The 19,802-nt window shown below is 60.1% G+C and carries 23 protein-coding genes; 9 read left to right on the top strand and 14 right to left on the bottom strand.

Going from position 1 to position 19,802, the window contains the following annotated elements; translation table 11 throughout:
- Positions 1-12: 12 nt before the first annotated feature.
- The 4 genes from AC13Q5_RS06010 to AC13Q5_RS05995 all read right to left on the bottom strand — a co-directional run bounded on the left by AC13Q5_RS06010 (position 13) and on the right by AC13Q5_RS05995 (position 3,121).
- Positions 13-372: a DUF6881 domain-containing protein gene (locus AC13Q5_RS06010; protein WP_457880519.1), complete on the bottom strand. Its 360-nt coding sequence runs from the start codon at positions 370-372 to the stop codon at positions 13-15.
- Between the two features lie 65 nt (positions 373-437).
- Complete coding sequence (locus tag AC13Q5_RS06005) at positions 438-1,109, bottom strand: outer membrane protein (protein ID WP_075855665.1); 672 nt, start codon at positions 1,107-1,109, stop codon at positions 438-440.
- A 313-nt stretch (positions 1,110-1,422) separates the two neighbouring features.
- Entirely contained in the window at positions 1,423-2,121 is a 699-nt protein-coding gene (locus AC13Q5_RS06000; protein WP_075855664.1) for a L,D-transpeptidase, read from the bottom strand.
- 217 nt (positions 2,122-2,338) lie between these two features.
- Positions 2,339-3,121 (bottom strand): L,D-transpeptidase, encoded by a 783-nt coding sequence (locus tag AC13Q5_RS05995; protein WP_488501087.1) that lies wholly within the window; start codon positions 3,119-3,121, stop codon positions 2,339-2,341.
- 302 nt (positions 3,122-3,423) lie between these two features.
- On the opposite strand from AC13Q5_RS05995, the gene AC13Q5_RS05990 reads away from it, so the two are divergent.
- Together AC13Q5_RS05990 and AC13Q5_RS05985 are read left to right on the top strand one after the other, a co-directional pair.
- Positions 3,424-4,053 carry a DNA-3-methyladenine glycosylase I gene (locus AC13Q5_RS05990; protein WP_457880516.1) on the top strand — a complete coding sequence of 210 codons (630 nt, stop codon included), beginning with the start codon at positions 3,424-3,426 and terminating at the stop codon, positions 4,051-4,053.
- A 29-nt stretch (positions 4,054-4,082) separates the two neighbouring features.
- A complete protein-coding gene (locus AC13Q5_RS05985; protein WP_488501175.1) occupies positions 4,083-4,574 on the top strand; it encodes a hypothetical protein in 492 nt (163 codons plus the stop codon).
- Positions 4,575-4,634: 60 nt separating this feature from the next.
- Here AC13Q5_RS05985 and AC13Q5_RS05980 read toward each other — a convergent pair whose 3' ends face one another.
- Positions 4,635-5,339, bottom strand: coding sequence for an HAD family hydrolase (locus AC13Q5_RS05980; protein WP_488501086.1), 705 nt, complete (start codon positions 5,337-5,339; stop codon positions 4,635-4,637).
- A 305-nt stretch (positions 5,340-5,644) separates the two neighbouring features.
- Here AC13Q5_RS05980 and AC13Q5_RS05975 point away from each other — a divergent pair, with 305 nt between their 5' ends.
- The gene (locus tag AC13Q5_RS05975; RefSeq protein WP_457880514.1) at positions 5,645-6,697 is read left to right on the top strand and encodes an aldo/keto reductase; all 1,053 of its coding nucleotides are present in this window, start codon (positions 5,645-5,647) and stop codon (positions 6,695-6,697) included.
- A 46-nt stretch (positions 6,698-6,743) separates the two neighbouring features.
- Here AC13Q5_RS05975 and AC13Q5_RS05970 read toward each other — a convergent pair whose 3' ends face one another.
- A complete protein-coding gene (locus AC13Q5_RS05970) occupies positions 6,744-7,769 on the bottom strand; it encodes a zinc-dependent alcohol dehydrogenase family protein (RefSeq protein ID WP_488501085.1) in 1,026 nt (341 codons plus the stop codon).
- A gap of 110 nt (positions 7,770-7,879) precedes the next feature.
- On the opposite strand from AC13Q5_RS05970, the gene AC13Q5_RS05965 reads away from it, so the two are divergent.
- A complete protein-coding gene (locus tag AC13Q5_RS05965; RefSeq protein ID WP_075855658.1) occupies positions 7,880-8,782 on the top strand; it encodes a LysR family transcriptional regulator in 903 nt (300 codons plus the stop codon).
- Positions 8,783-8,832: 50 nt separating this feature from the next.
- On the opposite strand, the gene AC13Q5_RS05960 is transcribed toward AC13Q5_RS05965, so the two are convergent.
- Complete coding sequence (locus AC13Q5_RS05960; RefSeq protein WP_075855657.1) at positions 8,833-9,129, bottom strand: YciI family protein; 297 nt, start codon at positions 9,127-9,129, stop codon at positions 8,833-8,835.
- 84 nt (positions 9,130-9,213) lie between these two features.
- Between AC13Q5_RS05960 and AC13Q5_RS05955 the strand changes: the two genes are divergently transcribed.
- Positions 9,214-10,092, top strand: coding sequence for a LysR family transcriptional regulator (locus AC13Q5_RS05955; RefSeq protein WP_488501084.1), 879 nt, complete (start codon positions 9,214-9,216; stop codon positions 10,090-10,092).
- 38 nt (positions 10,093-10,130) lie between these two features.
- Here the strand turns inward: AC13Q5_RS05955 and copM are convergent, their stop codons facing one another.
- The 3 genes from copM to AC13Q5_RS05940 all read right to left on the bottom strand — a co-directional run bounded on the left by copM (position 10,131) and on the right by AC13Q5_RS05940 (position 11,546).
- Positions 10,131-10,499, bottom strand: coding sequence for a CopM family metallochaperone (copM, locus tag AC13Q5_RS05950; protein WP_457880512.1), 369 nt, complete (start codon positions 10,497-10,499; stop codon positions 10,131-10,133).
- A gap of 73 nt (positions 10,500-10,572) precedes the next feature.
- On the bottom strand, positions 10,573-10,926 hold the full coding sequence (locus AC13Q5_RS05945) for a hypothetical protein (protein WP_488501083.1): 354 nt from the start codon (positions 10,924-10,926) through the stop codon (positions 10,573-10,575).
- Positions 10,927-11,018: 92 nt separating this feature from the next.
- Entirely contained in the window at positions 11,019-11,546 is a 528-nt protein-coding gene (locus tag AC13Q5_RS05940) for a 2'-5' RNA ligase family protein (protein WP_488501082.1), read from the bottom strand.
- 125 nt (positions 11,547-11,671) lie between these two features.
- On the opposite strand from AC13Q5_RS05940, the gene hisS reads away from it, so the two are divergent.
- From hisS to hisG, 3 genes are read left to right on the top strand one after another with little or no spacing between them, the layout of a single operon-like run.
- On the top strand, positions 11,672-13,186 hold the full coding sequence (hisS, locus tag AC13Q5_RS05935) for a histidine--tRNA ligase (RefSeq protein ID WP_488501081.1): 1,515 nt from the start codon (positions 11,672-11,674) through the stop codon (positions 13,184-13,186).
- Positions 13,186-14,304 (top strand): ATP phosphoribosyltransferase regulatory subunit, encoded by a 1,119-nt coding sequence (locus tag AC13Q5_RS05930; RefSeq protein WP_488501080.1) that lies wholly within the window; start codon positions 13,186-13,188, stop codon positions 14,302-14,304. The genes hisS and AC13Q5_RS05930 overlap by 1 nt, the downstream gene beginning before the upstream one ends.
- A complete protein-coding gene (gene hisG / locus AC13Q5_RS05925) occupies positions 14,304-14,999 on the top strand; it encodes an ATP phosphoribosyltransferase (protein WP_488501079.1) in 696 nt (231 codons plus the stop codon). Before AC13Q5_RS05930 ends, hisG begins: the two co-directional genes overlap by 1 nt.
- A gap of 77 nt (positions 15,000-15,076) precedes the next feature.
- Here the strand turns inward: hisG and AC13Q5_RS05920 are convergent, their stop codons facing one another.
- On the bottom strand, positions 15,077-15,520 hold the full coding sequence (locus AC13Q5_RS05920; protein ID WP_075855649.1) for a DoxX family protein: 444 nt from the start codon (positions 15,518-15,520) through the stop codon (positions 15,077-15,079).
- A gap of 214 nt (positions 15,521-15,734) precedes the next feature.
- On the opposite strand from AC13Q5_RS05920, the gene AC13Q5_RS05915 reads away from it, so the two are divergent.
- A complete protein-coding gene (locus tag AC13Q5_RS05915; RefSeq protein ID WP_488501078.1) occupies positions 15,735-16,442 on the top strand; it encodes a glutathione binding-like protein in 708 nt (235 codons plus the stop codon).
- Positions 16,443-16,498: 56 nt separating this feature from the next.
- Here the strand turns inward: AC13Q5_RS05915 and AC13Q5_RS05910 are convergent, their stop codons facing one another.
- The 3 genes from AC13Q5_RS05910 to groES all read right to left on the bottom strand — a co-directional run bounded on the left by AC13Q5_RS05910 (position 16,499) and on the right by groES (position 19,535).
- Positions 16,499-16,945, bottom strand: a complete 447-nt coding sequence (locus AC13Q5_RS05910; protein WP_457880505.1) for a hypothetical protein — start codon at positions 16,943-16,945, stop codon at positions 16,499-16,501.
- A gap of 580 nt (positions 16,946-17,525) precedes the next feature.
- Positions 17,526-19,166 (bottom strand): chaperonin GroEL, encoded by a 1,641-nt coding sequence (gene groL / locus AC13Q5_RS05905; protein ID WP_075855646.1) that lies wholly within the window; start codon positions 19,164-19,166, stop codon positions 17,526-17,528.
- A 72-nt stretch (positions 19,167-19,238) separates the two neighbouring features.
- Positions 19,239-19,535 (bottom strand): co-chaperone GroES, encoded by a 297-nt coding sequence (gene groES, locus AC13Q5_RS05900; RefSeq protein WP_004109735.1) that lies wholly within the window; start codon positions 19,533-19,535, stop codon positions 19,239-19,241.
- Between the last annotated feature and the right edge of the window lie 267 nt (positions 19,536-19,802).

The following is a 19,802-nucleotide window of genomic DNA, read 5'->3' as shown; positions in this document are numbered from 1 at the left end:
AATCATCCGGCTCTAGTGCAGCTTGTCGGGCGTCGGCAGGCGATGTGCCTGCCATTCGCCCTCGAACCTGTCGGCAGCGATCCGCGTCATGCTGATGCGGTCCTGGCCTTCCTCGAAGAAGATGCCGTCCACCAGGCCGGCAATGCCGTCATAAAACGAGCCTTCGACGAGGCTGGTGACCCGTCGCATCTCACGCCCCAGCGCAACATAATCGGCAACCGACATGCAATGCCGGCGGCCGTCCGCGAACACGTCGATGAGCCGCGGAACATCGCCGGCGACATCGACCTCGTAATAAACGATGACTGGCTCCTCGCTTTCCGGATGGATCCAGTCACATCGGTAGTAGAAAAAGCTCATGGGCTGAAACATAGCACAAGATCCCCCAAGCCTGAACCGGTTTGAGGGATTGATCGCGAAGTTCGGCCTGAAGGACGTCAGAAGTTGAACGAGACGCCGAAGTTGAGAGCGTGCGTGAAAACCCTGGTCTTCAGCGTATCGCCGCTGTCGATCGAGACGTTGTTCACGAAGTTGTAGTTGCCCTTGTATTCGACGAAGGTCGACCAGTGCTTGGCGAATTGATAGCTGACGCCGGCCTGCGCCTGTAGCGAGGCGCCGCCGAACTGATAATCGAAGGTCGTGCCGGAAGCGCGCGTGACTTCGACGTGCGGCACGTTGATGCCGGCGCCGAGACCGACATAGGGCGTCCAGTTGCGGCTAGGGTCCTGGAAACGGTAGAGCGCGTTCAGCGTCAGCATGTTGAGGCCGTCGGTGAACTCGAAATGCGACCAGCCGGGCGTATTGCCGAGATCGCCATAGACCTTCGCATGGGTGTAATCGAGCGATACGCCCCAGTTCGGCTTGTCGAACTGGTCAAGCCACCAGATGCCGCGGAAGCCGAAATAGGGCGGCATCTTGAAGGATTTGCCGGACCAGTTCGGGTCGAAATCGGCGCCGTCCGACGTGGTCACATTGCTGCCTGTTGCGCCCTGTATGCCGCCGTAAGCGGAAAATTGCATCTCTGCCGAGGCAGAGCTTGCGGCAAATATGAATGCGGAAGTCGCAAGCGCGGCGAGGGCCGGCTGCTTGATGCGAAATGCACGATGCATATGAAATCCCCGGATGCCAAAGTGCTGCCATCTAAGCGTGCTTCCATGACACTTCTATTGCAGTCATGGGTGAACAGGCACGGCTTAAGTGGGAAAACTGACGCTAAACTGAAGGGAATGGGCCGTTTTGCGGCACACCAGTGCGATAAGTTTCAGGCTGTAACACTGGCGCAACAGTAGCTCAGCCAGGCCTGGAGGAGGAGGATACCTTGCAAGCGAAGCGGGCGCCCCCGACCTGCATGATCGGTGCCATGCATGGTCTGGAACGCCCTTGAGTCGGTGTTCGAATTAGGGGGCGGAAATACCGCCTCGATCAGCCGCCGAACAGGGTTCTCAGTACATCGACGCCGCGATCCTGATAGCTGACTTCGCCCTGCTTGTTGCCAGGGCCGACGACGATGACCTTGGTGCCGACTGGAACGCGATCATAGAGATCCATCACGTCCTTGTTCATCATGCGGATGCAGCCGGAGGACATGTTGAGACCGATGCTCCATGGCTGGTTGGTGCCGTGGATGCGGAAGGCGGTATCGTTGCCGTTGCGGTAGAGATACATGGCGCGGGCACCGAGCGGATTGTCCTCGCCGCCCTCCTGGTAGGCCGGCAGCTTGTGGCCCTTCTTGGCTTCGCGCACGATCATTTCCGGCGGCGGCGTCCAGCCGGGCCATTCCGCCTTGCGGCCAACCTTGACGACGCCCGACCAGCCGAAGCCGTCGCGGCCGACGCCGATGCCGTAGCGTCTTGCGCGATTATTGCCTTCGACGAGGTAGAGATACTTGTTGTTGGTGTCGACAATGACGGTGCCCGGCTCCTCGTTCGTCGCCAGCCGCACCATGCGCCGCTGGAACTGCGGCTTCACCTGGCCCTGCGGCTCCATCGCGACCCGGATCACATCCGAACGCGTGGCCGGCGCCGCATAGGGTGCTGAGGCGGTGAAGGCCGCTGCGTTCGATGCTGCAAGAAGACACGCCGCAACGACACCTGTCGTCACGATCGACAATGCTGCTTTCATAATGGCATTCCCCTCGTTGAATTCGGTAGGAAACTACCGGAACCAACGAAGGGATCAAGATCAAAATGCCCGATGAGGAGACTGGCCTCGAAGAACGCCCCGCTCTTCTATCGCGGATCAGACTATAGTCTGAACTATAGTGGAGGGCTGTCTGGCGCGGCGAATACTGCCCCTTCGATGGGATAGTATCGCCGCACAGGCTCAGAAGTCGTGCAAACTACATGACGGTGACGCGGGTGCCGACCTTCACGCGATTGTAGAGGTCGATGACATCCTCGTTGCGAAGGCGGATGCAGCCGGAAGAGACGGCGTTGCCGATCGTCCACGGCGCGTTGGTGCCATGGATGCGATAGAGGGTGGAGCCCAGATACATGGCGCGTGCGCCGAGCGGATTGCCTTCGCCGCCTTCCATGTGCGCCGGCAGATAGTGGCCCTTGGCAGCCTCGCGTGAAATCATTTCGGCGGGCGGCGTCCAGTCCGGCCATTCCTGCTTGCGGGTGACGGTGTGGGCGCCGGCCCATTCGAAGCCGGGCTTGCCGACGCCGACGCCGTAGCGCCGCGCCTTGCCGCCATCCATCACCAGATAGAGAAAGCGGTTATTGGTATCGATGATGATGCTGCCGGGTTTTTCCTTGGTCTGGTAGTCGATGATCTGCGGCAGGAACTGCGGATCGATCTGGCCGCGGACCGCCGGATATTGCGGGCGGGCCATGGCGACCTGCTGCACGGCCGGGCGCGCAAACAGCCCGCGTGGCTGCACGACCTGGCGTACCTGCGGATTGGCCTGCTGCTGCATCGTGGGATCGGCGGCGCGGCGCGCCATCGGACGAGGATAGACCACCGGCTCCACGTTGCCGCCGCCCAGCTGCATCACCCAGGGGGCGGTCAGATCGGGACTGACGATGACGGGCGGGCGCGACTGATAGCGATCGTCGGCAAAGGCGGTGGAGGCGAGCAGGCTCAGGGCGCCGGCGGCACACAGAACGGCATGTTTCATCATCGGACAAACTCTCTACACATGGGCCGAGGATGGGCACGAAAGCGCCCGGTCGAAATCATGTTGCCACTTGCACGCGAGCGAATGGTAAAGATCTATTCATCAAAATGCCGCGAAGCCGATAAAGCTTTGTCAGGGTTACCGCCTGGTTTGGAAAGATGGTTTGCAAGTGGTAAATCATGAATCGGAATGCGCGGTCGTCGAAGTCAGCCTATGAATTTAAGCATTTGATTGATCTCAATTTATCCGATAGTTGCATACCGGTTTCCGGTAGCGTGCGCTGAAATAGGGGACGAATCGCGAAAATGACCGAAACGGGCATCATCACCGGCGAAGACGGCAAGGACCGCTGCTTCTGGCACGGCAATTTGCCGGAATATCAGCGCTATCACGACGAGGAATGGGGTCGCCCGGTCGTCAATGACATCAGGCTCTTCGAGAAGATCTGCCTGGAAGGCTTCCAGTCGGGCCTGTCCTGGTTGACGATCCTGCGCAAGCGCGAGAATTTCCGCGCCGCTTTTGCAGGCTTCGATTTCGAGAAGGTCGCCAAGTTTGGCGACACGGATATCGAGCGCTGCCTCGCCGATGCCGGCATCATCCGCCACCGCGGCAAGATCGTCTCCACCATCAACAATGCCCGCCGCGCCATCGAGCTGCGTGACGAATTTGGCTCGCTCGCCCGCTATTTCTGGGGTCACGAGCCAGGTGCCGACGAGCGCCCCGAGGTCTTCGACTTGGCACATCTTCGCGCCAACCCGACGACGTCGGCTTCCGTGCGGATCTCGAAGGATTTGAAGAAGCGCGGCTGGACCTTTGTCGGTCCGACCACAGTTTATGCCTTCATGCAGGCCATGGGCCTCGTCAACGATCACATCGAAGGCTGCTATTGCCGGAAAGAGGTGGAGGCGATGCGCTGTGCATTGGTGAGACCGTGAGAGCTGCGCTTTTTGGTTTTTCGCTGACGATGTTTGCGTTTTTCGGCGCTACAGCCGCCTATGCTCAAAGCAACACCCAGCAACAGCAGCTGCCGCAGCTCGATCGCGGCGAAAAGCTTGAGAAGATTGCCTTGCCGGCCGTCCTCGAGAAACTGACGGGTTGGACGAAGTTCGGCAAGGGCAAGGTTTATATGCTGCCGCTGAAGAAGGGCCAGCATGTACGGATCACTTTCAGCTCGAAAAGCAAATACGCCTATATGGCGATCTTCGACCTCTCGTCGAGCGAGGATGAATCCTTCTTCGGCACGGATGAAGACGGCAACACCGCCGACGTCACCGTCAATGAGGATACGACCTGGCTGATCAAGCCCTATTATTCGCGCGTCACCCGTCGCCGTGGTCTCGGCGCTCCCTATGAAATCCTCATCGATCCCAATCCGCCGGCCGCGCAACAGCCCACCGACCAGCAGAAGGATCAGGGTCCCATGCTCTTCCCGCCGCGCTCGAAGCAGGGGCAGTAGAGCCGTTCCAGGAAAAGTGCTCAGCGGTTTTCCGTCCGGAACTGCGAAACAAATGAGAGCTTACAGCAACGCCTCGATCACGCCATGCAGCTCGCCGAGATGGCCGATCTTGCGGAAACGCGGCGCCTCGGTCGGCTCGTCGACATGTTCGAACGACCATGTAAGTTCATGCGGCACGAAGACGCCGTAGCTGCCGGCAGCGAGCGCCGGCACGATATCGGATTTCAGCGAATTGCCGATCATCATCGCTCGTTCCGGCCCATCGCCCACCTTGGAAAAGATGCGGCGATAGGTGGACGCATTCTTGTCCGAGACGATCTCGACTGCATCGAAAAGGTCGCCGAGCCCGGATTGTGCAAGCTTGCGCTCCTGATCGAAGAGATCGCCCTTGGTAATCAGCACCAGCAGATATTTTCCCGACAGGGCCTCCAGTGTCTGGCGCACATGCGGCAGTGTTTCGACTGGATGGGCAAGAAGGTCGCGGCCGATATCGAGAATCTGGGCAATGACATTCGATGGCACTTCGCCTTCCGTGATCTCGATGGCCGTCTCGATCATCGAGAGGGTAAAGCCCTTTATGCCGAAGCCGTAGTGGCGAAGATTGCGCTTCTCCGCCTCCAGCAGCCGGGCGGAAATGACGTCGCTGGCAGCGTGATCGGCGAGAAGATCGGTAAATTGCAGTTCCGTCAGCCGGTAGAACTGTTCGTTCTGCCAGAGCGTGTCGTCAGCGTCGAAGCCGATCGTGGTCAAAGGGCGTTGCGTCATCGGTATGTCCGTTCTGCGCATGATATGAAGACTGGAGTCTAGTTCGCGCCCGTCCGGACGCAAGAGCAAGTGCAGGTAACCGCATCGTGATCGATCCGAGGTCTCGCGTTGAAATCGGTTTCCGGTGCATTATGTGCTTGTTGTCTCGATCGCCGCGGAGCCAGAGCCGCGCCTCGACGACTGTCTTCTGACCTCTCCATGGCGGTGCCGACAACGGCTGCCGTGCCGAGGCCAAATTATAGCCAAGAGATAAGCATTCACCGGCCGGAAGCCTCTTCCGGCTGATCACAAGGGAATTTTCTCCTATGCGTTACAACCAACTCGGCAATACTGGCCTGTTCGTCTCCGAACTTTGCCTGGGCACGATGACCTTCGGCGAAGCCAATCCCAATAATAGCCTCTGGGGCTCGATCGCCGATGTCGATCAGGCGCTCGCCGACAAGATCGTCGAAGGCTCACTAGCCGCGGGCGTCAACTTCATCGATACCGCCGACGTTTATTCCTTCGGCAATTCCGAAAAGCTGCTCGGCCAGGCGCTGAAGAATCTCGGCGTTCCCCGCAAGGATGTCGTCATCGCCACCAAGGTCTACGGCGTCATGGGCGACAAGCCGAACGACCGCGGCGCCTCGCGCGGCCATATCATGGATTCGGTGCAGGCAAGCCTTGACCGCCTGCAAACCGATCACATCGATCTCTATCAGATCCATGCCACGGATACGGTAACCCCGATCGACGAGACGCTGCGGGCGCTGGACGATCTCGTCTCGCGTGGTCTCGTCCGCTATGTCGGCGTGTCCAACTGGCAGGCCTGGCGCATCGCCAAGGCGCTTGGCATTTCCGAACGTCGCGGCTTTGCCCGTTTCGAGACGGTGCAGGCCTATTATTCCATCGCCGGCCGCGATCTGGAGCGTGAAATCGTGCCGCTGATGTCGGAAGAAAAGCTTGGGTTGATGGTCTGGTCGCCGTTGGCGGGCGGCCTGCTGTCCGGCAAATATGGTCCCGGTGCTCCCGGCAACGGCGAGGGGCGGCGCGCGAGCTTCGATTTCCCGCCCGTCGACAAGGACCGCGCCTGGGCCTGCGTCGCCGCCATGCGCGAAGTGGCGGAAAAGCACGGCTCCAGCGTCGCCACGGTGGCGCTTGCCTGGATCCTGGCAAAACCCTTCGTCACCAGCATCATCATCGGCGCCAAGCGTCTCGATCAGCTCGACCAGAATCTCGCCGCCGTCAAGTTGAAGCTCGATGCGGATGACATGGCCAAGCTCGACGAAGTCAGTGCGCTTGCACCGGAATATCCCGGTTGGATGCTCGCACGCCAGGGCGCCCAGCGCGTACCGCAGCCGTTCGAGCCGAAGGCCTGATATAATGCAAAGCCGAGCCGCCGTTTTCGCGGCGGCTCGGTGGTTGTCACAGCTCGATAACAATCTTGCCGAAGGGGCCGCGATCGAGATGATCGAAGGCAGCCGGCACCTCGCCGAGCGCGTAGCGGTGGTCGATCACAGGTTTCAGGCCGATGCTGTCGACCGCGCGCACGAAATCTTCGAGCGAACGGCGATGGCCGACGCCGATACCCTGCACTGTAGGGGACTTCAGAAGCAGCGGCGCCGCCGGCCCGGAAATATCGAAGCCCTCGAGGACGCCAATGACTGAAATCCGTCCATGGGGCGCCACCGCTTTCAGCGATTGGCCGAAGTTCGGCCCACCGGCGATTTCGATGATGTGGTCAATGCCCTGATCGTTGGTGAGGCGATAGACTTCCTCCACCCAATCGCTTTTGTTCCCGTCGATGCCGTGATGAGCTCCCAGAGCCTTGGCTCGATCGAGCTTTTCCGGTCTCGATGAGGTTACGAAGACCTCGGCGCCCTGTGCAGCGGCGATCTGCAGGCCGAACAGCGCTACACCGCCCGTTCCCTGCACGAGCACGCTGTCACCGGGCCTGATCTTGCCGCGTTCGACCAGCGCGAACCATGCCGTCAGGCCGGCGCAGGGCAAAGTGCTTGCCTCGGCATAGTCGAGGCTCGTCGGTGCCGAGACGAACCAATCCTGCGGCATGGCGATATATTCGGATAGCACGCCGGGATAGAAGCCGCCGAGCGTCTTATAGGGAGGCGTGCGGGCATCGCCGAGCGGCTTGCCGTCAATCCAGCCAGGATGGAAGGTCGAAATGACCCGATCGCCCACCGCAAATCTGGTGACATCATCTCCCACCGCTTCAATCACGCCTGCCATATCGGACGCCGGTACGAAGGGAAATTGGATCGGCAGGCCCATGCCGGTCTCGCGCACGAGCTTGTCGCGATAGTTCAGCGAAACGGCTTTGACCCGGACAAGCACTTCGCCGCGCGCCGGCTTAGGTACCGCCGTTTCCGTAAGGTTCAACGGAGCGCCGACGGCGATCGTATCGAGTGTCCAGCGCTTCATGCTTTTCGTCATCATGATCTCCTGAGAAGAATTGGAAGCAATGACGGCACTATATCGTTGCTTCATGGTCGCCAGTGGCGATATTATTTCCGCTAACTGGTTCCTCTGGGGAAGCAATCATCATGAATGACATGCTCAACGGCATTCCTGAATTCGTGGAGGCGGTCGAAGCAGGCGGCTTTTCCGCGGCGGCGACGCGCATGAATCTGTCGCGCTCGGCAATCGGCAAGACCATTGCGAGGCTGGAGAGGCGCCTGAATGTGCGCCTGTTTCATCGGACCACTCGTATGCAGAGCCTGACGGATGAAGGCCAGGCGTTTTATGAGCGCTGCCGACGGGCGCTCGACGAGATACAATCGGGCGAAGCCATGCTGGAATCGGGCAAGCGCGAGGTCACGGGGCGCCTGCGCATCTCCATGCCCGTGCTGTTCGGCCGTCGCTGTGCCGCGCCGCTGTTGCTGGAGCTGGCCCGCATGCACCCCAGGCTCGAACTGGATCTCTCCTTCAGCGACCGCGTGGTCGATCTCTTCGAGGAAGGGTTCGATCTGGCCATTCGCAACGGCGTGCTGCGGGACGAAGCCGGACTTGCCGCGCGCAAGATTGCCGCACATCGCATGACGCTGTGCGCGTCACCGGATTATCTTGCCGCAAGAGGCGCGCCGCAAAGTATTGCCGACCTGGCCGACCATGACATGCTCGTCTATGCGAGATCGGGCCAGACGAAGAAATGGACCTTCCTGCAGGATGACGGCACGGCCGTCGATTATTATCCGGAAACGCGCCTGCGCCTGGACGATCTGGAGGTGCTTGCCGATGCGGCCGCGGCCGGGATGGGAATCACCTGGCTCCCCTGCTGGCTGGTGCGCGACTATGTGGCTGCTGGCACGCTCACTTTGGCGCTGAGGAATGTTTCCAGCCGATCCGTCAACGTCTATGCGATCTGGCCGCAAATGCCGCAGCTACCGCTGAGGACACGCACCGTCATCGACCTCCTGGCTGAGCGCCTGCCCGACATCATGGATTGATCCGCCGGCAGGCAGCGTGGAGGGTCGAAAGGCGCCCGTCGCTCGCGCGGCTAGAGGAGTACGCCCTCGGCGAACACCCGGTTCCACCGGAGGATCTGCACGGATTTACGCAATCCTGCCGGCCAGAAGGGGTCTTCCTTCACCAGTCGGTCGACGTCATCCGTGGTCTGCGCCTCGACAAGCCAGAGGCCGCCAGCGAAAGCATCACTCTCCCGGCTGAGCGGCCCGGCCGCCCTGATGGAAGCGGCATTCGCCTCAAGGAAGGCAAAGTGGCGCGGCAGATACTCCTTGCGGATGGCGGCGGCGTTTTGCGGGTCATCCTCGAATAGAACTGCGAACAGGGTCATCGTCATCTCCTTGCTGGATATTTCCAGTCTATGGCTGCAATAATGCTGATGCATGCAGTAAGTTTACCGTCAGGAGCTGCAAAATTGCACGACATCGATTGGAACGATTTGCGCCATGTTCTGGCGCTTGCGCGGGATGGGTCTTTCGCAGCCGCCGGCAGAGTGCTCGGGACGGATGCAACAACGGTTGGTCGCCGCCTGCGCATTTTGGAGCAACGCCTCGGCGCTCCGCTATTCTCTCGCGATGCAGGCGGCGTCCTGTCTCCGACGCCGACAGGGGAGATTGCGGTCGCGAAGGCCGAGGCGATCGAGGCCGAAGTCATGGCGCTATCCGGCGCATTGGACGCGGCCGATCCCATGGCGCTCGGCAAGGTGCGGCTGACGGCAGCACCATCCTTTATCAGCCGGCTGCTGATCCCCTCGCTGCCCGCCCTGCTGGCGCAGCATTCCGGCCTGCAATTGGAACTCATCGGCGATTCCAGAAATTTCAATCTGACCCGGCGCGAGGCGGATATGGCGCTGCGCCTCGCAAGGCCGGCCGACGGGGCAAACGGCAAGGTGGTCGCCAGGCGAATCGCGACGCTCGAATACGCCGTCTATGTCGCCGAGGGGCAGGAGAGCCGCGCGGAAGAATTGCCCTGGATCGTCTATGAGGAGGCGATGGCGCATCTGCCGCACGCCCGCTGGATCGCAGCGCAAGCGGAAAAGTCAGGCCGCTCCAGCCCACTCGCGGTCAATGATGCTGAAGCTCTGCTTCAGGCAGCAATTGCAGGTCTGGGACGCGCGCTGTTGCCCAAAATTCTGGCGGAAAATGCTGATGGCCTTTGCCGCGTCGACAGTGGCGACAAAAATCCGCCAGCGCGAGAAATGTGGCTGCTCATGCATGCCGAGCTTCGCCAGCTTGTGCGTATCCGCACCGTTTCCGATTGGCTGGATAGCGTCTTCCGCCATCCGGTGCGGTGAAGGAGGCGGCACGGATGCCGCCTCCATGATCTCGCGAATTACTTGCCGTGCTTCTTCAGCCAGGCTTTCATTTCCTTGATCTCGGCCTCCTGCGCGGTGATGACGCCTTCCGCCAGTTTGTGCAGTTCGGGATCTTTTCCGTATTTCAGCTCGATCTTCGCCATGTCGATCGCGCCTTGATGATGGGGGATCATGCCGCGGACGAAATCGGCATCGGCATCGCCGCTATAGTGGATCATCATATCCTTGTGCATCTTGCCCATGGCATCGTTGTAGGCCTTGCTGGAGGCGCTCTGGTCGCCCATCGGCTTGCTCATGTCCATGCCCTGCATGTCATCGGCAAAGGCGGGAAGGGCGATGGCAAATGCGAATGCGCCGGCAAGCATCAGCGACTTTGAAGTGGACATAGGTATTCTCTCCGTTTCTGGACGGTATCTGGATTTGAGCGGCAGCCGCTCGTCGATTGAATGTAGGGGATCGTCAGGCGAAACGGGGAGGGGGCGCCGTCGGCTGTGGACGCGAGCCGGCAAGACGCTGGCTAGGTGCGGGCGCCGGATAGGAGAATGTGTTCTTGGCCTCTTCGATCGCAAGGGTCGGCGTCAGGGCAAGACAGGCTGCGCAGGACGCCACATGCGTCATGCCGCCGGCACAAGGGTTTTCTGGCTTCTTCTCATGATGCTGCGCCATGTCGCCATGGCCCGTCATACCAGGCATATCCCCCATGCCATCATGCATGCTCATAGTCGCTGTTACCGGCATGGGCATGGTGGAATCGCAGACAGGACAGCTCGCCAGGGCCGGCATGGCACCGTAGAGCAACCAGGCAACTAACATTGTCAGGATCGCAAGCAAGCGCATGAACAAAACCTAGTCGTGCGGCGCGTGAAGGCAAGCGCAAACTGCATCGCCAGACCACCGGATGCCGATCAATGCCGCAGTTTGACTTCCCTTATGATTTCGACAGGCGGAAAGCTTACGCAATCCACCACATCGAAGGTGAGCGTAAACTTGGCAGGCGTCGCTTTCGCCCATGACAGCGCCGTTTCCGCCGTGCTTGCGGGGATTTTCATCGCAATCGTGCAATGCGGTTGCCAGCGATCCGGACGGGAGTGCTCATGGCAAAGGGCAGGGTCGATCTCGTCGTGAATGACGCGATGTATCTGCCTCAAGACGCGATCATCGGTCGGACGCGCCCAGAGCACCAGCATCTCGTTTGGAAAATGGCCGATCCCCGAAAACTCGACCGCTAGCGGCGGCACATTTCCGAACGCCTTCTGAGCGGCTGCGAAAAGCAAGGGCATGGCTACGTCCTGATAGACCGCAAAGGTCAGATGTGGCGAATAGTTCAGCGCCTGCATTGAAGGCGCAGTTTCGAAACCGCTCGCCTCCCGCCAGAGATCCAGAACAGGGGCGGCACTCTCATTCGCACATTTCAAAACGATCGCATATGGCATGGTCTCTGCGCCGCCCACTCTGGCTTTTGTCCGTTTTGTCGGCCGCTAACATACAACAATCCTTGCCGCATTCCGCCCAATCCGCTAGTTAACCGCGACTGTTCCCATACCGGATTACCCTAGAGATGAGCGACAAACAAAAGAAACCGCAGAAGCTCAAGGCCCGCCTGCCGCGTGGCTTTGTCGATCGTTCGGCCAGCGACATTCGCGCCGTCAACGAGATGACCTCCAAGATCCGGGCCGTTTACGAGCATTATGGTTTCGATCCTCTCGAAACGCCGCTGTTCGAATATACCGATGCGCTCGGCAAGTTCCTGCCCGATAGCGACCGGCCGAACGAGGGTGTGTTCTCGCTTCAGGACGACGACGAGCAGTGGATGTCGCTGCGTTACGACCTGACGGCGCCGCTCGCCCGTCATGTCGCCGAGAATTTCAACGAGATCCAGCTTCCCTACCGCACCTATCGCGCCGGCTATGTCTTCCGCAACGAGAAGCCGGGTCCTGGCCGCTTCCGCCAGTTCATGCAGTTCGACGCCGATACCGTCGGCGCGCCAGGCGTGCAGGCGGATGCCGAGATGTGCATGATGATGGCCGATACGCTGGAAGCTTTGGGCATCAAACGCGGCGACTATGTGGTTCGAGTCAACAACCGCAAGGTTCTCGACGGCGTGCTGGAAGCCATCGGCCTCGGCGGCGATGACAAGGCCGCCCAGCGACTGAACGTGCTGCGCGCCATCGACAAGCTCGACAAGTTCGGCCCGGAAGGTGTGGCGCTTTTGCTCGGCGCCGGCCGCAGGGACGAGTCCGGCGATTTCACCAAGGGTGCCGGTCTTAACGCCGATCAGATCGAGAAGGTGCTCTTCTTCGTCGGCATCAAGGATTATGCCGAAAGTGCTACCCAGCTTGCAGAACTTGTCGCCGGCACGTCGAATGGCGGCGAAGGCGTCGAGGAGCTGAATTTCATCGGTAGCCTCGTCACTAGCGCGGGCTATCAGTCGGATCGTATCAAGATTGATCCCTCCGTCGTGCGTGGCCTCGAATACTATACTGGCCCGGTCTACGAAGCCGAGCTGCTGTTCGACGTCACCAACGAGAAGGGTGAAAAGGTCGTCTTCGGCTCGGTCGGCGGCGGCGGTCGTTATGACGGGCTCGTCTCGCGCTTCATGGGCCAGCCGGTGCCGGCCACCGGCTTCTCCATCGGTGTGTCGCGCCTGATGACGGCATTGAAGAATCTCGGCAAGCTCGGCATGGATGAGGTGATCGAGCCTGTGCTCGTCACCGTCATGGATGGCGATGTCGAGGCCATGGGGCGTTACCAGCGCTTCACGCAGCAGCTTCGCGCTGCCGGCATCCGCGCCGAGATGTTCCAGGGCAACTGGAAGAAGTTCGGCAACCAGCTGAAATATGCCGACCGCCGCGGCTGCCCGATCGCCATCATCCAGGGCGGCGACGAGCGCGCCCAGGGCGTCGTCCAGATCAAGGACTTGATCGAGGGCAAGCGCCTCTCCGGCGAGATCGAGGACAATGCCAGCTGGCGCGAAGCCCGCGTGGCGCAGGAAACCGTGGCGGAAGCGCAGTTGATCGAGAAGGTCAAAGCGATGCTCGCGGCACAGGCGGAAGACCGGAAGAGGGCGGGCTGATGCCCCTGATCAATCTTCCGGATTTTGCCGGCGATCTGCTGGATGAGTTTGCCGGTCGCCGGACGGAGAGGGTGGACACACCCATCATCCAGCCGGCCGAACCCTTTCTCGATATGGCCGGCGAGGATCTTCGCCGACGCATCTTCATGACCGAAAGCGAAACCGGCGCCAGCCTTTGCTTGCGTCCGGAATTCACCATTCCGGTCTGCCTGCGCCACATCGAAACCGCCACCGGCACGCCGAAGCGCTATTCCTATCTCGGCGAGATCTTTCGCCAGCGCCGCGAAGGCGGGCATGAATTCTATCAGGCCGGCATCGAGGATCTGGGCGATAGCGATACCGCCAGCGCCGATGCCCGTGCCATCGGCGACGCCATCGGCATCCTCAATCGGCTGGTTCCCGGCACGTCGCTCTCGGTGACGCTTGGCGACCAGGCCGTGTTCGAGGCTGTAGTGCAGGCGCTCGGGCTGCCGTCAGGCTGGCAGAAGCGGCTAATTCACGCCTTCGGCAACATGATGCAGCTCGAAACCCTGCTGGCACATCTGGCAAGCCCGCAGCCGGTTACCGGGCTCGATGCGCATGTGCTCGATTTCCTCAACCGCGGCGACGAGCAGGGTCTTATCCGGCATATCGATGCCACCATGCAGGCAACCGGCTATTCCACGAATGCCAGCCGCTCGCCGCAGGAGATCGCCCGCCGCCTTCGCGAGAAGCTGGTGCTGTCGGAAACGCGGCTCGATGACGCCGCCTTCCTCGTGCTGGAGGAATTTTTGTCCCTCAGCGTGCCTTTGGCGGATGCTTCCGCGGCACTGGCCGGCTTTGCCGATGCGGCAGGCCTGAAGCTTGGCACGGCTCTGAGGAATTTCGACGCCCGCGTCGCGGCATTGGCCAAGGCGGGCGTGGACGCCTCGAACATAGATTATCGTGCCGCCTTCGGTCGTCCGCTCGACTACTATACCGACCTCGTCTTCGAAGTGACGGTGGAGGGATCGAGCGCCGTGCTTGCCGGTGGCGGTCGCTTCGATCGGCTGATGACCCTGCTCGGCGCCAAGGATCATATTCCGGCTGTCGGCTTCGCGCTCTGGCTCGATCGCATCGAAACCGCGAGGGCAGCCTGATGACCATCACGATAGCGCTTCCCTCCAAGGGCCGCATGAAGGACGATTGCGCCGCGGTCTTCGAGCGTGCCGGCATGCCGATCGTCGCCGTCGGCAATGACCGCTCCTATCGCGGCCGCGTCGAGGGCTGGGATGGTGTTGAAATCGCCTTCCTGTCGGCCTCGGAGATCTCGCGCGAGATCGGCAATGGCAGCGTCGATTTCGGCATTACCGGCGAGGATCTCGTGCGCGAGGGCATGGCGGAGGCCGATCGCCGCGTCGAATTCTGTGCGAGGCTCGGCTTCGGCCATGCCGATGTCGTCGTCGCCGTGCCGGAAATCTGGCTCGATGTCGACACCATGGCAGATCTCGGCGACGTCGCCGCGGACTTCCGCGCCCGCCATGGCCACCGGCTGACAGTCGCCACGAAATACTGGCGGTTGACGCAGCAGTTCTTCTCCAGCCAGCATGGCATCCAGCTTTATCGTATCGTCGAAAGCCTCGGTGCGACCGAAGGTGCGCCGGCTGCCGGTTCAGCCGATATCATCGTCGACATCACCTCCACCGGCTCGACGTTGCGGGCAAACCATCTGAAGATCCTGTCGGATGGGATCATTCTGCGCTCCGAGGCCTGCCTGGTACGCGCCCGCAAGGAAAGCCACCAGGGTGATCCGATGGTTGAGCGCATTATTTCGGCGGTGCGCAGCGCGCTCTGATTTTCTCAAATAGCCGACATGAAAAAAGCCCGCCGGAAGTTCCGGCGGGCTCTTTATCTTGGGAGGCTATGTGCCGATCAGGCTGCAGCGTAAGCGCCGCGGCGGGCATCAACCGAGTAGACGCCTGCGCCATTGGTGGCGAGCATGATGTAAGCGCCGGCAAGCGTGATGTTCTTCAGGAAGTTCACGAAGTTCAGGCCGTTGATCCAGCCGTTGGCCGCAGCCGGGAAATCCGGAACATTGACGGTCGGCAGGTGGAAGATGATACCGGTGAAGACACAGAAGGCGGCGAGCAGCCAGCCGACGATGCGGACCTGGAAGCCGATGAGAACGCAAACGCCGGTGACGAATTCGAAGGCGCCGGCAAGGTAGGTGAGCAGCGTTGCAGCCGGCATGCCAGCGCCGGCGATCATGCCAGCCGTACCCGCCGGATCGGTCAACTTGCCGAAGCCGGCAAAGATGAACATGAAGGCGAGCAGGATGCGCGCCACGAGAATGATGATGTTGTTGGTATTGGACATGACAGTCTCCGGTAAATTCACTTGGGATCGGGTGGCGACAATTTCTGAAGACAGATATTCGTGATTTTCAGGAGATTGAAAAGATAAACAACTGCGCACAATTAGTTCACAATCATTGAACAATGATCCACCTCGATCGCTCTTCCCATACGAGCCGTATCGGCTATGGTGGCGCCAAATCAGTTGTCAAATCATGGTTTTCAGGAGCTAGTCCATGGCCGATCTGTCGTCCTTTCCGATCACGAAGCGCTGGCCTGCCAGCAATCCGGACATTATCCAGCTCTATTCCCTGCCGACGCCGAACGGCGTCAAGGTCTCGATCGCGTTGGAGGAGCTCGGCTTGCCCTACGAGCCGCATCTGATCTCCTTCGGCACCAATGACCAGAAATCCCCGGAATTCCTGTCGCTGAACCCGAACGGTCGCATTCCTGCGATCATCGATCCCGATGGCCCGGACGGCAAGCCGATCGGTCTGTTCGAATCGGGCGCGATCCTAGTCTATCTCGCGGAAAAGACCGGCAAGCTCATTCCGAGCGATGCCGCCCGGCGTTACGAGACGCTGGAATGGGTCTTCTTCCAGATGGCCGGCGTCGGCCCGATGTTCGGTCAGTTCGGCCACTTCTTCAAATTCGCCGCCGAGAAGGTGGCCAACAACTCCTATCCGGTCGAGCGCTATCGCGATGAGGCCAAGCGGCTGCTCGGTGTGCTGGAAGAGCGCCTGAAGGGCCGTGAATGGATCATGGGCGACGAATATACTATCGCCGACATCACGACATTCCCTTGGGTTCGCGGCGTCGACGTCTTCTATGGCGGTCGCGAGGTCCTGCAGTTCGAAAGCTTCCCGTCTGTCATGGCCTGGCTGGACCGCGCCCTTGCGCGCCCGGCAAGCCAGCGGGGCTTGAGCATTCCGAAGCGGGATTGATGAGGTTGAACCCGGCTATTGTCAGGCGAGCGCGCCTGACAATAGCCGGCAGTCGCTTACTGTCGGGTGGCGAGCTGGCTGCCCGGTTCCATCTTGAAGCGTGGGAACAGGAAGACGCCGACCATGCTGCCGGCGTGCTGCTTGTCCGCAGCAACGGATTCGCCGACGCAGAAGACCGGCTGGCGATGACCGCCAGTGCCGAGCGTCGTCGTGGAATAACAGAAGGAAGAGTTGGCCGTTGCCGCCTGCTCGAAGAGGTCGAGGATACGCGCCCGATCGTGCGGATCATAGCAATGCATGAGGCTTAGCAGGCCGCATTCCGAGGAGCTCAGCCCGTGCAGCATCGTGCTCCACTGCCCAAGCTTGATGATGCCGCTTGAAAGATCGCCCGTCCATCCCTCGGAAACGCAGAATTGTGCCAGAAGATCGGGGTCATGGCCTTCGAACTCCAGCGAGCCGGGAGCAAATGGTGCGGAAAAATTGGCCTTGGCAATCTTGAACAAGATGATCCCCACATGAGCGCATGGTCCCCCCGCGCGCTTCACTTCAATTCCATATCTCTCCGGATGGAAGGTCTCCCCGCATTTTGCGCCGCGGCTCATAGCGGAGACGTGCCTCCGCTGATCCGCTGTCGACAATGCTATTCGGGATGGCGCTCCAGTCTATGAAGTCATTTCAAGTAATAAATCCGGACAGTGCCAGCGCCCAAGGTCATGATCATGCCAAGCCGCAGGTTAAGCCTGTCCAAAAGAAGTAAAAATTACGTGTATTGCAGCTAACTCTCCAAAATCGCTGCGCTGCGAGTTATAGGGGCTTTTTCGAAAACAGCAATGGGCAAGTTGCAAAATTTGCAAGGCAATAGAATCTTGCAGGAATTGCAGTTGTACATTTTTGGCACAATTAAAAAGGGCGACCCGAGGGCCGCCCTTCATCAATTCCGGATGTCGGATTGAACAATCGCGACAGGCCGTTGGCCTATCACATCATGTCCATGCCGCCACTTCAGGCCGCTTGTCGGCCTGAAGCACTAAAAGTGCATGGGCGAAGCTTTACGGACATTCCTGTGATTAGGCCGTTGGCCTATCACATCATGTCCATGCCGCCCATGCCGCCCATGCCGCCCGGCATGCCAGCAGGAGCATCCTTCTTCGGCAGTTCAGCGATCATGGCTTCGGTGGTGATCAGCAGCGAAGCAACCGAAGCTGCGTTCTGCAGAGCCGTACGAACAACCTTGACCGGGTCGACGATGCCCATGGCGATCATGTCGCCGAATTCAGACGTCTGGGCGTTGTAGCCGTAGTTGTCTTCGTTCTTTTCGAGAACCTTGCCGACAACGATCGAAGCTTCGTCACCAGCGTTTTCAGCGATCTGGCGAACCAGCGACTGCAGGGCGCGGCGAACGATGTTGACGCCGGCTTCCTGATCCTGGTTTTCACCCTTGGCAGTGATCTTCGTGGAAGAACGCAGGAGAGCGATACCGCCGCCCGGTACGATGCCTTCCTGAACAGCAGCGCGCGTCGCGTTGAGGGCGTCGTCGATGCGGTCCTTCTTTTCCTTCACTTCGACTTCCGTCGAGCCGCCAACGCGGATCACGGCAACGCCGCCAGCGAGCTTGGCAAGACGTTCCTGCAGCTTTTCGCGGTCGTAGTCGGAGGTGGTTTCTTCGATCTGAGCCTTGATCTGGGCAACGCGGCCTTCGATGTCGGACTTGGCGCCAGCGCCGTCGACGATCGTGGTGTTTTCCTTGGAGATCGAAACCTTCTTGGAACGGCCGAGCATGTCGAGGGTGACCGACTCGAGCTTGATGCCGAGGTCTTCGGAGATGACAGTGCCGCCCGTCAGGATGGCGATGTCTTCCAGCATGGCCTTGCGGCGGTCGCCGAAGCCAGGAGCCTTGACAGCAGCGATCTTCAGGCCGCCGCGCAGCTTGTTGACGACGAGGGTCGCAAGAGCTTCGCCTTCGACGTCTTCAGCGATGATGAGGAGCGGCTTGCCGGTCTGAACGACGGCTTCGAGAACCGGAAGCATGGCCTGCAGGTTCGAGAGCTTCTTCTCGTGCAGGAGGATGAACGCGTCTTCGAGGTCGGCGATCATCTTTTCCGGGTTGGTTACGAAGTAGGGGCTGAGGTAGCCGCGGTCGAACTGCATGCCTTCAACAACTTCGAGTTCGGTTTCGGCGGTCTTGGCTTCTTCAACCGTGATGACGCCTTCGTTGCCGACCTTCTGCATGGCTTCAGCAATATCGAGACCGATCTGCTTTTCGCCGTTTGCGGAGATCGTGCCGACCTGGGCAACTTCTTCCGAAGTGTTGATCTTCTTGGCCTTGGCCTGGAGATCCTTGACGACTTCTGCAACGGCGAGGTCGATGCCGCGCTTCAGGTCCATCGGGTTCATGCCGGCTGCAACAGCCTTGGCGCCTTCGCGAACGATCGCCTGGGCGAGAACGGTTGCAGTGGTGGTGCCGTCACCGGCGACGTCGTTGGTCTTCGAAGCAACTTCGCGGACCATCTGGGCGCCCATGTTTTCGAACTTGTCTTCGAGTTCGATTTCCTTGGCGACGGAAACGCCGTCCTTGGTGATGCGCGGAGCGCCGAAGGACTTGTCGATAACGACGTTACGACCCTTCGGGCCGAGCGTGACCTTTACTGCGTCAGCGAGGATATCGACGCCACGAAGCATCTTTTCGCGGGCGCTGCGGCCGAATTTTACTTCTTTAGCTGCCATGTTTGAAACTCCTGAATTCGCGTTTTCCGGGCTTGTCGCCCGTCAGCTGTATCGGAAAAGGGAACCGGCTGATTAGCCGATGATGCCCATGATGTCGGCTTCCTTCATGATCAGAAGGTCTTCGCCGTTGAGCTTGACTTCGGTGCCGGACCACTTGCCGAACAGAACGCGATCGCCAACCTTGACGTCGAGTGCTACGACCTTGCCGGACTCATCACGAGCGCCAGAACCGACGGCGACGATTTCGCCTTCCTGCGGCTTTTCCTTGGCGGTATCGGGAATGATGATGCCACCCTTGGTCTTTTCTTCCGACTCGACGCGACGAACGACGACGCGGTCATGAAGGGGGCGGAAATTGGTGCTTGCCATTGTCTAATCCCTCGATCAAATGACATTCACGGATCAGCGGGGGATCCGTATGGACTTTGTTAGCACTCATCATCCGAGAGTGCTAGCGACCGTGATTTAGGGGTGGCTTCCGGACGAGTCAAGAACAGCACTGTGAATTTTTTGCGGCGCGCATCGGCTTGTTTGGGGGATGATTAACGTCCACGGCGATCCCACGTAGCATATCGTTGCAAAGAGTCCCTCATTTTGATCTCGTGAAGAAGGGCGTGACAGCACCGTTTCGGGACC

The organism is Martinezella sp. CNPSo 3964, from assembly GCF_057784375.1.
The sequence above is the reverse complement of the archived record's forward strand: the minus strand, read 5'-3'. Positions and strand labels throughout refer to the sequence as shown.

Coding starts and splice junctions, on each gene's coding strand:
- AC13Q5_RS05985 (WP_488501175.1), top strand. CDS start 4,083: ATGTTTGCGTTTTTCGGCGCTACAGCCGCCTATGCTCAAAGCAACACC.
- AC13Q5_RS05930 (WP_488501080.1), top strand. CDS start 13,186: ATGCCCCTGATCAATCTTCCGGATTTTGCCGGCGATCTGCTGGATGAG.
- AC13Q5_RS05965 (WP_075855658.1), top strand. CDS start 7,880: ATGAATGACATGCTCAACGGCATTCCTGAATTCGTGGAGGCGGTCGAA.
- AC13Q5_RS05970 (WP_488501085.1), bottom strand. CDS start 7,769: ATGACGAAAAGCATGAAGCGCTGGACACTCGATACGATCGCCGTCGGC.
- AC13Q5_RS06010 (WP_457880519.1), bottom strand. CDS start 372: ATGTTTCAGCCCATGAGCTTTTTCTACTACCGATGTGACTGGATCCAT.
- hisS (WP_488501081.1), top strand. CDS start 11,672: ATGAGCGACAAACAAAAGAAACCGCAGAAGCTCAAGGCCCGCCTGCCG.
- AC13Q5_RS05945 (WP_488501083.1), bottom strand. CDS start 10,926: ATGTTAGTTGCCTGGTTGCTCTACGGTGCCATGCCGGCCCTGGCGAGC.
- AC13Q5_RS05990 (WP_457880516.1), top strand. CDS start 3,424: ATGACCGAAACGGGCATCATCACCGGCGAAGACGGCAAGGACCGCTGC.
- AC13Q5_RS05980 (WP_488501086.1), bottom strand. CDS start 5,339: ATGACGCAACGCCCTTTGACCACGATCGGCTTCGACGCTGACGACACG.
- AC13Q5_RS05975 (WP_457880514.1), top strand. CDS start 5,645: ATGCGTTACAACCAACTCGGCAATACTGGCCTGTTCGTCTCCGAACTT.
- hisG (WP_488501079.1), top strand. CDS start 14,304: ATGACCATCACGATAGCGCTTCCCTCCAAGGGCCGCATGAAGGACGAT.
- AC13Q5_RS05960 (WP_075855657.1), bottom strand. CDS start 9,129: ATGACCCTGTTCGCAGTTCTATTCGAGGATGACCCGCAAAACGCCGCC.
- AC13Q5_RS05995 (WP_488501087.1), bottom strand. CDS start 3,121: ATGATGAAACATGCCGTTCTGTGTGCCGCCGGCGCCCTGAGCCTGCTC.
- groL (WP_075855646.1), bottom strand. CDS start 19,166: ATGGCAGCTAAAGAAGTAAAATTCGGCCGCAGCGCCCGCGAAAAGATG.
- AC13Q5_RS06000 (WP_075855664.1), bottom strand. CDS start 2,121: ATGAAAGCAGCATTGTCGATCGTGACGACAGGTGTCGTTGCGGCGTGT.
- AC13Q5_RS05940 (WP_488501082.1), bottom strand. CDS start 11,546: ATGCCATATGCGATCGTTTTGAAATGTGCGAATGAGAGTGCCGCCCCT.
- groES (WP_004109735.1), bottom strand. CDS start 19,535: ATGGCAAGCACCAATTTCCGCCCCCTTCATGACCGCGTCGTCGTTCGT.
- AC13Q5_RS05915 (WP_488501078.1), top strand. CDS start 15,735: ATGGCCGATCTGTCGTCCTTTCCGATCACGAAGCGCTGGCCTGCCAGC.
- AC13Q5_RS06005 (WP_075855665.1), bottom strand. CDS start 1,109: ATGCATCGTGCATTTCGCATCAAGCAGCCGGCCCTCGCCGCGCTTGCG.
- copM (WP_457880512.1), bottom strand. CDS start 10,499: ATGTCCACTTCAAAGTCGCTGATGCTTGCCGGCGCATTCGCATTTGCC.
- AC13Q5_RS05920 (WP_075855649.1), bottom strand. CDS start 15,520: ATGTCCAATACCAACAACATCATCATTCTCGTGGCGCGCATCCTGCTC.